Annotated in this window: 10 protein-coding genes and 1 pseudogene; all 11 read left to right on the top strand. The window is 64.0% G+C overall.

Annotation, left to right across the window (positions count from 1 at the left end):
• Window positions 1-375 (top strand): annotated as a pseudogene (locus AC1VAN_RS03015) (NuoB/complex I 20 kDa subunit family protein); the annotation flags it as partial.
• Window positions 333-983, top strand: a complete 651-nt coding sequence (locus AC1VAN_RS03010; RefSeq protein WP_480985242.1) for an NADH-quinone oxidoreductase subunit C — start codon at window positions 333-335, stop codon at window positions 981-983. The pseudogene AC1VAN_RS03015 and the gene AC1VAN_RS03010, both read left to right, overlap by 43 nt.
• Window positions 980-2,287: an NADH-quinone oxidoreductase subunit D gene (locus tag AC1VAN_RS03005; protein WP_480985241.1), complete on the top strand. Its 1,308-nt coding sequence runs from the start codon at window positions 980-982 to the stop codon at window positions 2,285-2,287. The genes AC1VAN_RS03010 and AC1VAN_RS03005 overlap by 4 nt, the downstream gene beginning before the upstream one ends.
• Before the next feature lie 97 nt (window positions 2,288-2,384).
• Window positions 2,385-2,912, top strand: coding sequence for an NADH-quinone oxidoreductase subunit NuoE (nuoE, locus tag AC1VAN_RS03000; protein WP_025876204.1), 528 nt, complete (start codon window positions 2,385-2,387; stop codon window positions 2,910-2,912).
• A 4-nt stretch (window positions 2,913-2,916) separates the two neighbouring features.
• Complete coding sequence (gene nuoF / locus AC1VAN_RS02995; protein WP_025876206.1) at window positions 2,917-4,257, top strand: NADH-quinone oxidoreductase subunit NuoF; 1,341 nt, start codon at window positions 2,917-2,919, stop codon at window positions 4,255-4,257.
• Window positions 4,254-6,488: an NADH-quinone oxidoreductase subunit NuoG gene (gene nuoG / locus AC1VAN_RS02990; protein WP_480985240.1), complete on the top strand. Its 2,235-nt coding sequence runs from the start codon at window positions 4,254-4,256 to the stop codon at window positions 6,486-6,488. Before nuoF ends, nuoG begins: the two co-directional genes overlap by 4 nt.
• Window positions 6,485-7,579, top strand: coding sequence for an NADH-quinone oxidoreductase subunit NuoH (gene nuoH / locus AC1VAN_RS02985; RefSeq protein ID WP_025876209.1), 1,095 nt, complete (start codon window positions 6,485-6,487; stop codon window positions 7,577-7,579). Before nuoG ends, nuoH begins: the two co-directional genes overlap by 4 nt.
• A gap of 3 nt (window positions 7,580-7,582) precedes the next feature.
• Window positions 7,583-8,071, top strand: a complete 489-nt coding sequence (gene nuoI, locus AC1VAN_RS02980) for an NADH-quinone oxidoreductase subunit NuoI (RefSeq protein ID WP_005417924.1) — start codon at window positions 7,583-7,585, stop codon at window positions 8,069-8,071.
• A 9-nt stretch (window positions 8,072-8,080) separates the two neighbouring features.
• Window positions 8,081-8,740, top strand: a complete 660-nt coding sequence (locus AC1VAN_RS02975) for an NADH-quinone oxidoreductase subunit J (RefSeq protein ID WP_025876216.1) — start codon at window positions 8,081-8,083, stop codon at window positions 8,738-8,740.
• The gene (gene nuoK, locus AC1VAN_RS02970) at window positions 8,737-9,048 is read left to right on the top strand and encodes an NADH-quinone oxidoreductase subunit NuoK (protein WP_032951897.1); all 312 of its coding nucleotides are present in this window, start codon (window positions 8,737-8,739) and stop codon (window positions 9,046-9,048) included. The genes AC1VAN_RS02975 and nuoK overlap by 4 nt, the downstream gene beginning before the upstream one ends.
• Before the next feature lie 7 nt (window positions 9,049-9,055).
• Window positions 9,056-10,786 (top strand): NADH-quinone oxidoreductase subunit L (nuoL, locus tag AC1VAN_RS02965; RefSeq protein ID WP_480985239.1); only part of this gene is annotated, 1,731 nt, incomplete at its 3' end.

Genomic DNA, 10,786 nt, shown 5'->3' with positions numbered 1-10,786 from the left:
GTCACCACCAGCGTCGATGCGCTGCTGAACTGGGCACGCACCGGCTCGATGTGGCCCATGACCTTCGGTCTGGCCTGYTGYGCGGTYGARATGATGCACGCAGGTGCAGCGCGCCTGGACCTTGACCGCTACGGTGTGGTGTTCCGCCCGTCGCCGCGCCAGTCCGACGTGATGATCGTCGCYGGCACSCTGGKCAACAAGATGGCCCCGGCGCTGCGCAAGGTCTATGACCAGATGCCCGACCCCAAGTGGGTGATCTCCATGGGCAGCTGCGCCAATGGCGGTGGTTACTACCACTATTCCTATTCTGTGGTGCGCGGCTGTGATCGCGTGTGCCTGCCGCTGAGTGGCACGCCACCGCCCTCGCGCTGCGTGACGAGTTTGGTTTCGAGCAGGCCGTGGACCTCTGCGGCGTCGATTACCTCGGTTATGGCTCCGACGAGTGGGACACCGCCGACGTGTCCTCGCAGGGCTTCAGCCGCGGTGTCGAGGGCAAGGCCCAGGGCCGCTTCGCCTGGGGCGAATTCCCCAGCGAAGAGAGCGCCGACGGTGCCCGTCCGCAGCACATGCCGACCCAGCGCTTCGCCGTGGTCGCACAGCTGCGTTCGTACCAGCACAACCTGATGATGCACCTGCGCTGCTTCGCGCCTGACGAAGCGCTGCCGGTGGTGTCCTCGCTGACCAGCATCTGGCCGGGCCTGAACTGGTTCGAGCGCGAAGCGTTCGATCTGTAYGGCRTSATCTTCGAAGGTCACCCSGACCTGCGCCGSATCCTGACCGACTACGGTTTCGTCGGCCATCCGTTCCGCAAGGACTTCCCGCTGATCGGCAACGTCGAAGTCCGCTACGACGAAGAAAAGAAGCGTGTCATCTACGAACCGGTCACCTCGGTGGAGCCGCGCGTCGGCGTGCCGCGCGTGATCCGCGACGACGCCCGCCTGCAGACCGCTGCCGGCGAGCGCTCGCAGGAGGCAGTGAAGTGAGTCACGTACACCAGGCCGGCGAAGCATTCGCCAGCAACGCTGCCGAAAGCCGGCAGGAAATCCGCAACTACACCATGAACTTCGGCCCGCAGCATCCGGCCGCGCACGGTGTGCTGCGCCTGATCCTGGAGATGGACGGCGAGACCATCATGCGTGCCGACCCGCACGTGGGTCTGCTGCACCGGGGCACGGAGAAGCTGGCCGAATCCAAGCCCTTCAACCAGTCGATCGGCTACATGGATCGCCTGGAYTACGTGTCSATGATGTGCAACGAGCACGCCTACGTGCGCTCGATCGAGACCCTGATGGGCATCGAGGCGCCGGAGCGCGCGCAGTACATCCGCACGATGTTCGACGAGATCACCCGCATCCTGAACCACYTGATGTSGCTGGGTTCSMACGCRCTCGACSTGGGYGCSATGGCGGTGWTSCTGTACGCCTTCCGYGARCGCGAAGASCTGATGGACTGCTACGAAGCGGTCTCSGGCGCGCGCATGCACGCGGCSTACTACCGTCCGGGCGGTGTCTACCGCGACCTGCCGGACCACATGCCGAAGTACAAGGAATCGCGCTGGCACAAGGGCAAGGCCCTGAAGAACCTCAATGCCTCGCGCGAAGGTTCGCTGCTGGACTTCCTGGAGAACTTCACCAATGAGTTCCCGGGTCGTGTCGACGAATACGAGACCCTGCTGACCGACAACCGTATCTGGAAGCAGCGTACCGTCGGCATCGGCGTGGTCACCCCGGAGCTGGCCCACCAGTGGGGCATGACCGGCGTGATGCTGCGTGGCTCGGGCGTCGCCTGGGATCTGCGCAAGAAGCGCCCTTATGCGAAGTACGATGCCGTCGATTTCGACATCCCGCTGGGCAAGGAAGGCGATTGCTACGATCGCTACCTGTGCCGCGTTGCCGAAATGCGCGAGTCCAACCGCATCATCAAGCAGTGCGTGGCATGGCTGAAGGCCAACCCCGGCCCGGTCATGGTCAAGAACTTCAAGGTCGCTCCGCCCAAGCGCGAGGACATGAAGGACGACATGGAAGCGCTGATCCATCACTTCAAGCTGTTCAGTGAAGGCTATTGCGTGCCGGCCGGCGAGACCTACGCCGCGGTTGAAGCGCCCAAGGGCGAATTCGGCTGCTACCTGGTTTCCGACGGCGCCAACAAGCCGTTCCGCGTACACCTTCGTGCGCCGGGCTTTGCCCACCTGTCCTCGATCGATTCGATCGTGCGCGGCCACATGCTGGCCGACGTGGTGGCGATGATCGGTACCTACGATCTGGTGTTCGGCGAGGTTGACCGGTAATGCCGTCCGCCACGCCAACGCCCGCTGCAGGCAGCCGGCGCAAGCCGGCGCCGCAGTTTCTGCAATTTCACGTTATGCATTTCGCTGAGGTCGGCCGATGAAGGCGACAGGTAATTTCGAGGCGGCGCGCGACGTCGACCCGATGGTGGTGTTGAGCGACAAAACCCGCGCTCACATCGATCACTGGCTGTCCAAGTTCCCGCCGGACCGCAAGCGCTCTGCCGTGCTGCAGGGTCTGCATGCTGCCCAGGAGCAGAACCAGGGCTGGCTGACCGACGAGCTGATCGCCGGCGTGGCCAAGTACCTGGACCTGCCGCCGGTGTGGGCCTACGAGGTTGCCAGCTTCTACTCGATGTTCGAGACCGAGAAGGTGGGCCGCAACAACGTGGCCATCTGCACGAACATCAGCTGCTGGCTCAATGGCGCCGAAGACATCGTGCGCCATTGCGAGAAGAAGCTGGGCATCAAGAACGGTCAGTCGACCGCTGACGGCCGCGTCTACCTCAAGCGCGAGGAAGAGTGCCTGGCCGGCTGCGCGGGTGCACCGATGATGGTCATCAATGGTCACTACCATGAGCGTCTGACCCTGGAAAAGGTCGACGAGCTTCTGGACGGGCTGGAGTAAGGGCATGGCACATCACCACGAATCCAAGGGTCCGGTCGGCCCCGCGCCGCTGCCGCACCAGGTGGTCTACACCACCCTGCATTACGACACCCCGTGGTCGTACGAAAGCTATCTGAAGACCGGTGGCTACGCTGCCCTGCGCAAGATCCTCGAAGAGAAGATCCCGCCGGAGCAGGTCATCGAGATGGTCAAGGCCTCGGGCCTGCGCGGCCGCGGCGGCGCCGGTTTCCCGACCGGCCTGAAGTGGTCCTTCATGCCCAAGGGCAACGTGCAGAAGTACATCCTCTGCAACTCGGATGAATCCGAGCCGGGCACCTGCAAGGATCGCGACATCCTGCGCTACAACCCGCATTCGGTGGTCGAAGGCATGGCGATTGCCTGCTACGCCACCGGTTCGACCGTGGGCTACAACTACCTGCGCGGTGAATTCCACCACGAGCCGTTCGAGCACTTCGAGCAGGCCCTGGCCGATGCCTATGCAAACGGCTGGCTGGGCAAGAACGTGCTGGGCTCGGGCGTGGATATCGACATCTACGGCGCCCTGGGTGCCGGCGCCTACATCTGCGGCGAAGAAACCGCGCTGATGGAATCGCTGGAAGGCAAGAAGGGCCAGCCGCGCTACAAGCCGCCGTTCCCGGCCAAYTTCGGCCTGTAYGGCAAGCCGTCGACGATCAACAACACCGAAACCTAYGGYTCGGTGCCGGCGATCATCCGCAATGGTCCGGAGTGGTTCAAGGGCCTGAGCCTGACCGCCAATGGCGGCCCGAAGTGCTTCTCGGTGTCCGGCTGCGTGCAGAAGGGCGGCAATTTCGAAGTGCCGCTGGGCACCACCTTCGACGACCTGCTGGAAATGGCCGGCGGCCTCAAGCCGGGTCGCAAGCTCAAGGGCGCGATCCCGGGCGGCGTGTCCATGCCGGTGCTGACCGCGGCCGAGCTGAAGGGCCTGCCGATGGACTACGACACCATCCGTGCGCTGGGCTCCGGCCTGGGCTCCGGTGCGGTCGTGGTGCTGGATGACAGCGTCTGCTGCGTCAAGTTCGCCTGCCGCATCAGCCAGTTCTTCCACAAGGAATCCTGTGGCCAGTGCACCCCGTGCCGCGAAGGTACCGGCTGGATGCACCGCGTGCTGGAGCGCATCGTCGCCGGCAAGGCCACGATGGAAGACCTGCACCAGTTGAAGACSGTGGCCGGCCAGATYGAAGGCCATACCATCTGTGCGTTCGGCGAAGCGGCGGCATGGCCCATCCAGGGTTTCCTGCGCCAGTTCTGGGACGAATTCGAGTACTACATCGTCAACGGTCATTCGATGGTTGACGGCAAGAAGGTGGAGGCAGCCGCTGCATGAGCGCGCAACCCATAAATCCCAGCGTGCCACCGGACCACGTCACCATCGAGATCGATGGCAAGTCGCTGGTCGTGCCCAAGGGTTCGATGATCATCCAGGCCGCCGACAAGGCGGGCATTTCGATTCCGCGCTTCTGCTACCACGAGAAGCTGCCGATCGCTGCCAACTGCCGCATGTGCCTGGTGGATGTGGAAAAGTCGCCGAAGCCGGCACCGGCCTGCGCCACGCCGGTGATGGAAGGCATGAAGGTCGCCACCCGCAGTGAAAAGGCGCTGAAGTTCCAGCGCTCGGTGATGGAGTTCCTGCTGATCAACCACCCGCTGGATTGCCCGATCTGCGATCAGGGCGGCGAGTGCGAGCTGCAGGACGTGTCGCTGGGCTACGGCCGTTCGGTCAGCCGCTTCAACGAGCGCAAGCGCGTGGTGGCCGACGAGGACATGGGCCCGCTGGTCGCCACCGAGATGACCCGCTGCATCCAGTGCACCCGCTGCGTCCGCTTCACCGCCGACGTTGCCGGTACCTATGAACTGGGTGGCATGTACCGCGGTGAAAACCTGCAGATCGGCACCTACGACGGCAAGCCGCTGACCACCGAGCTTTCGGGCAACGTCGTCGACGTGTGCCCGGTCGGCRCGCTGACCAACAAGGTGTTCCAGTTCCGCGCCCGTCCGTGGGAACTGACCGCGCGCGAATCGCTGGGCTACCACGACGCGATGGGCTCGAACCTGTTCCTGCACGTGCGTCGCGGCGAAGTGCTGCGTACCGTGCCGCGCGACAACGAGGCGGTCAACGAGTGCTGGCTGTCCGATCGTGACCGTTATTCGCACCAGGGCCTGTACAGCGAAGACCGTGCGGTCAAGCCGCTGCGCAAGGTCAACGGCGAGTGGAAGGAAGTGAGCTGGGCTGAAGGCCTGGCCGCGGCCGCCGAGATCCTCAAGGCCAACCAGGGCGACAACCTGGGCGTGCTGGTGCACCCGTCGACGTCGAACGAAGAGGGCGCACTGCTGGCCCGCCTGGCCACCGGCCTGGGTTCGGCCAACATCGACCACCGCATCAACAACCGCGACTTCTCCGACGCCGCCACTGCCGAAGTGTTCGGCCTGCCGCTGGCCGAGATCGAAGGCGCGGACCGCATCGTCGTGCTCGGCAGCAACATCCGCCACGAGCTGCCGTTGCTGCACGCCCGCCTGCGCAAGGCGCAGACCCAGAACGGCGCGAAGATCCACGYSGTCAACCCGGTSGACTTCGACTTCGCGTTCAGCGTTGCCGGCAAGCAGATCGTGGCTCCGTCGAAGTTCGCCGATGCGCTGGCCAACGCCGAGCTGCGTTCGGCGGTGCAGGGCGGTACCAATACGGTGCTGATCGTCGGTGGCATCGCCGAGAACCATCCGCAGGCTGCTGCGATCCGCGCCGCTGCGCGTGATTTCGCCGCCGCCACCGGTGCCAAGCTGTGCCGCATCCCGCAGGGCGCCAATGCGATCGGCCTGACCCGCGCCGGCGTACTGCCGGCCGGCAAGGACGTCGCTGCGATGCTGGCCGATCCGCGCAAGGCCTACGTGGTCTACGGCCTGGAACCGGGCCTGGACTTCGCCGATGCTCCGGCCGCGCGCAAGGCGCTGGTCGGCGCACAGGTGGTGGCCTTCAGCCAGTTCGCCTGCGCCTCGACCCGCGACGTTGCCGACGTGATCCTGCCGATCGGTGCGCTGCCGGAAATCGATGCCACCCTGACCAACCTCGATGGTCGCGAGCAGTCGGCGCGTGCCGGCGGCAAGCTGCCGGGCGAGGCCCGCGAGGGCTGGCGCGTGCTGCGTGCACTCGGCGGTGAGCTGGCCGTGGCCGGTTTCGAGTTCATCGACCTGGCCGGCCTGCGCGCCAGCCTGGCACCGGTGAACGTGCAGGTGTCCGCTTCGGCACAGCCGGTGCTGGCGGGCGAGGGCATGGAAGTGGCCTCGACCGCTGCGATCTACCGCACCGATGCGGTGGTCCGTCGCGCCCCGGCGCTGCAGTCGCATCCGCTCAACAACGCCCCGCGCATCGTGCTCAACGCTGACGATGCCGCCCGCCTGCAGCTGCAGGAAGGGCAGATGGCCAAGGTCGGCACCGATGCCGGCAAGGCCACCCTGCCGGTGGTGGTCGACGCCCGCGTCGCTGCGGGTTCGGTCTGGATTGAATCGGGCCACGGCGCAACCGCGCCGCTGGGTGCCGCTCGTGTTTCGGTGGTGGCTGCATGAACGAATTGCTGATTAACGCGGTCGATCCGCTGCACCAGTGGCTGCTTGGCCTGGGTGACATCGGCGCGCTGATCTGGATCATCCTGAAGATCCTGGTGATCACCGTTCCGGTGATCGTCTCGGTGGCCTTCTACGTGGTCTGGGAACGCAAGCTGATCGGCTGGATGCACGTCCGCCACGGCCCGATGTACGTGGGCATGGGCATCTTCCAGGCCTTCGCCGACGTCTTCAAGCTGCTGTTCAAGGAAGTCCTGCAGCCCAGCAGCGCCAACAAGGCGATCTTCCTGCTGGCGCCGCTGATCACCCTGGCCCCAGCCTTCGCCGCGTGGTCGGTGGTGCCGTTCGACCATCAGCTGGTGCTGTCCAACGCCAATGCCGGCCTGCTGTACCTGCTGGCGATGACCTCGCTGGGCATCTACGGCATCATCCTTGCCGGTTGGGCCTCCAACTCGAAGTACGCGTTCCTGGGTGCCATGCGCGCCTCGGCGCAGATGATCAGCTACGAAATCGCGATGGGCTTCGCCCTGGTCGGCGTGATGATCGCTTCGGGCAGCCTCAATCTCAGCAACATCGTGATGGCCCAGGCCGGCAGCTCCGGCTTCTTCGACTGGTTCCTGATCCCGCTGTTCCCGCTGTTCGTCGTGTACTGGGTGTCCGGCGTCGCCGAAACCAACCGCGCGCCGTTCGACGTGGTGGAAGGCGAGTCGGAAATCGTCGCCGGCCACATGGTCGAGTACTCCGGCGGTGCGTTCGCCCTGTTCTTCCTGGCCGAATACGCGAACATGATCCTGATCAGCTTCCTGATCTCGATCTTCTTCCTCGGTGGCTGGCTGAGCCCGATCCAGGGCTGGGTCAACCCGGGCGAGATCTCGCCGTTCATCGACTGGATCTGGAAGGGCGGCTGGCCGTGGCTGTTCGTCAAGGTCTTCTTCTTCGCCAGTGCCTACATCTGGTTCCGAGCAAGCTTCCCGCGCTTCCGCTATGACCAGATCATGCGCCTGGGCTGGAAGGTCTTCATCCCGCTGACCATTTTCTGGATCGCGGTTACCGCCGTCATGGTGTTCTTCGGCGTGATTCAAAAGGGCGTCTAAGTGATGAACAGGATTACCCATTACTTCAAGAGCCTGCTGCTGCTCGAACTGCTGGCCGGTCTCTGGCTGACGCTGAAGTACAGCTTCAAGCCGAAGTACACGATGATGTACCCGATGGAGAAGTTCCCGCAGTCGCCGCGCTTCCGTGGCCTGCATGCCCTGCGCCGTTATCCCAACGGTGAAGAGCGCTGCATCGCCTGCAAGCTGTGCGARGCGGTGTGCCCGGCRYTGGCSATCACCATCGAYTCGGCCAAGCGCGAGGACGGCACCCGCCGYACCACGCGCTACGACATCGATCTGTTCAAGTGCATCTTCTGCGGCTTCTGTGAGGAAAGCTGCCCGGTGGACTCGATCGTCGAGACCCACATCCTCGAGTACCACTTCGAGAATCGTGGCGAAAACATCGTTACCAAGCCGCAGCTGCTGGCCCTGGGCGACCGTCTCGAATCCGAGATCGCCGAGCGTCGTGCCGCCGATGCCGCTTACCGCTGAGGTCGAGAGATGGATTGGGTAAATATCGCTTTCTGGGTCTTCGCCATCGCGGCAACGGTTTCGGCCGGTGCGGTGATCAGCGTGCGCAACCCCGTGCACGCTGTCCTGTGCCTGGTGCTGACCTTCTTCTCCATCGCCTGCGTGTGGCTGCTGGTCGGCGCCGAGTTCCTCGGCGTGGCACTGGTGCTGGTCTACGTTGGTGCGGTGATGGTGTTGTTCCTGTTCGTGGTGATGATGCTCGACATCGATCCGGACAAGCTGCGTGAAGGCTGGGTGCGCTACCTGCCGGTCGGCCTGATCGTGGCCGTGGCGATGCTGGTGCAGATGCTGATCCTGATCGGCGTGAAGGGCAGGACGGTCAACCCGTTCCCGGCCGACAACGCCGCCGCGCTCGCCGCCGACAGTTCCAACGTCACCTGGCTGGCACGCAGCCTGTTCACCGAGTACCTGCTGCCGTTCGAGTTCGCCGCCGTCATCCTGACCGTGGCCGTGGTCGCCGCGGTGATGCTGACCCTGCGCCGTCGTGAAGGCCTGAAGACGCAGAACCCGTCGCAGCAGACCATGGTCAAGGCACACGACCGCCTGCGCATGGTCAAGATGGACGCCGAACAGCCGCAGATCCACAGCAACAGCACGCCGGCCGCGGGCGACGAGGAGACCAAGGCATGATCTCGATCACTCTGGGCCACATCCTGGCGCTGGGCGCGGTGCTGTTCTGCATCAGCCTCGCCGGCATCTTCCTCAACCGAAAGAACATCATCGTCCTGCTGATGTCCATCGAGTTGATGCTGCTGTCGGTCAACATCAATTTCGTCGGGTTCTCCCGGGAACTGGGGGACACGGCCGGCCAGCTGTTCGTGTTCTTCATCCTGACCGTGGCTGCTGCCGAGGCCGCCATCGGCCTGGCGATCCTGGTGACCCTGTTCCGTACACGCCGCACGATCAATGTCGGCGAAGTCGATTCGTTGAAGGGCTGATCCACAGATGGAAATCACTCTCTCCAAGAGTCTGTTGATCGCAGTGGTGCTTGCACCGCTGTTCGGCAGCATCATCGCCGGCCTGTTCGGTCGCCAGGTCAAGCGCTTCGGCGCGCAGACCATCACGATCCTCGGTGTCGCGGTTGCCTGCGGCCTGTCGATGCACACGCTCTACCAGCTGCTGTGGGGCGGGGCGCAGCCGTTCAACCAGAACCTGTATACGTTCTTCGAAGTCGGCCAGTACTCGGCCCATGTCGGCTTCATGGTCGACAAGCTGACCGCGATGATGATGGTSGTSGTGACCTTYGTGTCGCTGMTGGTSCACATCTACACSRTCGGCTACATGCAGGATGATCCGGGTTACCAGCGGTTCTTCAGCTACATCTCGCTGTTCACCTTCTCGATGCTCACCCTGGTGATGAGCAACAACTTCCTGCAGCTGTTCTTCGGCTGGGAAGCAGTGGGCCTGGTGTCGTACCTGCTGATCGGTTTCTGGTTCAAGCGCCCGACCGCGATCTTCGCCAACATGAAGGCGTTCCTGGTCAACCGCGTCGGTGACTTCGGCTTCCTGCTGGGCATCGCCGGCGTGTTGTGGGTGTTCGGTACCCTGGACTACTCGCAGGTGTTCTCGCAGGCCGGCATGCTCGCCGACCCGCGCGCCCAGCTGCAGATCTGGGACGGCACCATGTTCGGCATGCAGCTGCTGAACGAGCCGGTGATCTGGTCGATCGCCACCGTCATCTGCATCGGCCTGTTCATCGGTGCCATGGGCAAGTCGGCCCAGGTTCCGCTGCACGTCTGGCTGCCTGATTCGATGGAAGGCCCGACCCCGATCTCGGCACTGATCCACGCCGCGACGATGGTGACCGCCGGTATCTTCATGGTCACCCGCATGTCGCCGCTGTTCGAGCTGTCGCAGACCGCGTTGAACTTCATCCTGTTCATCGGTGCCACCACCGCGTTCTTCACCGGCCTGATCGGCATCGTGCAGAACGACATCAAGCGCGTCGTCGCGTACTCCACGCTGTCCCAGCTGGGTTACATGACCGTGGCGCTGGGCGTGTCGGCGTACTCCGCTGCCGTGTTCCACCTGATGACCCACGCCTTCTTCAAGGCGCTGCTGTTCCTGGGYGCCGGYTCGGTCATCATCGSSATGCACCACGAGCAGGACATSCGCAASATGGGCGGCCTGCGCAAGTACATGCCSATCACCTTCATCACCATGTGGATCGGTACCCTGGCCCTGGTCGGTACGCCGTTCTTCTCSGGYTTCTACTCGAAGGAMAMCATCATCGARGCCGCCGAGATCCACGCCCACATGCAGAACAGCTGGGTGGCCACCTATGGCTACTGGGCGGTGCTGGGTGGCGTGCTGGTGACCAGCTTCTACAGCTTCCGCCTGCTGTTCCTGACCTTCCACGGCAAGGAACGCTTCCGCGATGCGCACGACGATCATGGCCATGGTCATGACGACCACCATGCTGCCGATGCACATCATGCCGACGCGCATGACGACCACGGCCATGGCCACGGTCCGCATGAGCCGCATGAAACCCCGTGGGTGGTGACGCTGCCACTGATCCTGCTGGCCATCCCGTCGATCGCCATCGGTTTCTTCAGCATCGGTCCGATGCTGCACGGCACCGACTGGGCCGGTCACCACGCCCATGTGGCGATCAAGGGCCAGGTCAACACGTTCTTCACCGGCATCGTCGATTTCTACGATCCGGCCAAGAAC

The organism is Stenotrophomonas sp. 05L44_2, assembly GCF_056665995.1.
Note: the sequence above shows the minus strand (reverse complement) of the source record. Positions and strands in the feature narration are given on the sequence as shown.

What these genes read in the sequence shown, in the direction of transcription:
- nuoE (WP_025876204.1), top strand. Translation starts at nt 2,385, where the DNA reads ATGAAGGCGACAGGTAATTTCGAGGCGGCGCGCGACGTCGACCCGATG.
- nuoH (WP_025876209.1), top strand. Translation starts at nt 6,485, where the DNA reads ATGAACGAATTGCTGATTAACGCGGTCGATCCGCTGCACCAGTGGCTG.
- AC1VAN_RS02975 (WP_025876216.1), top strand. Translation starts at nt 8,081, where the DNA reads ATGGATTGGGTAAATATCGCTTTCTGGGTCTTCGCCATCGCGGCAACG.
- nuoK (WP_032951897.1), top strand. Translation starts at nt 8,737, where the DNA reads ATGATCTCGATCACTCTGGGCCACATCCTGGCGCTGGGCGCGGTGCTG.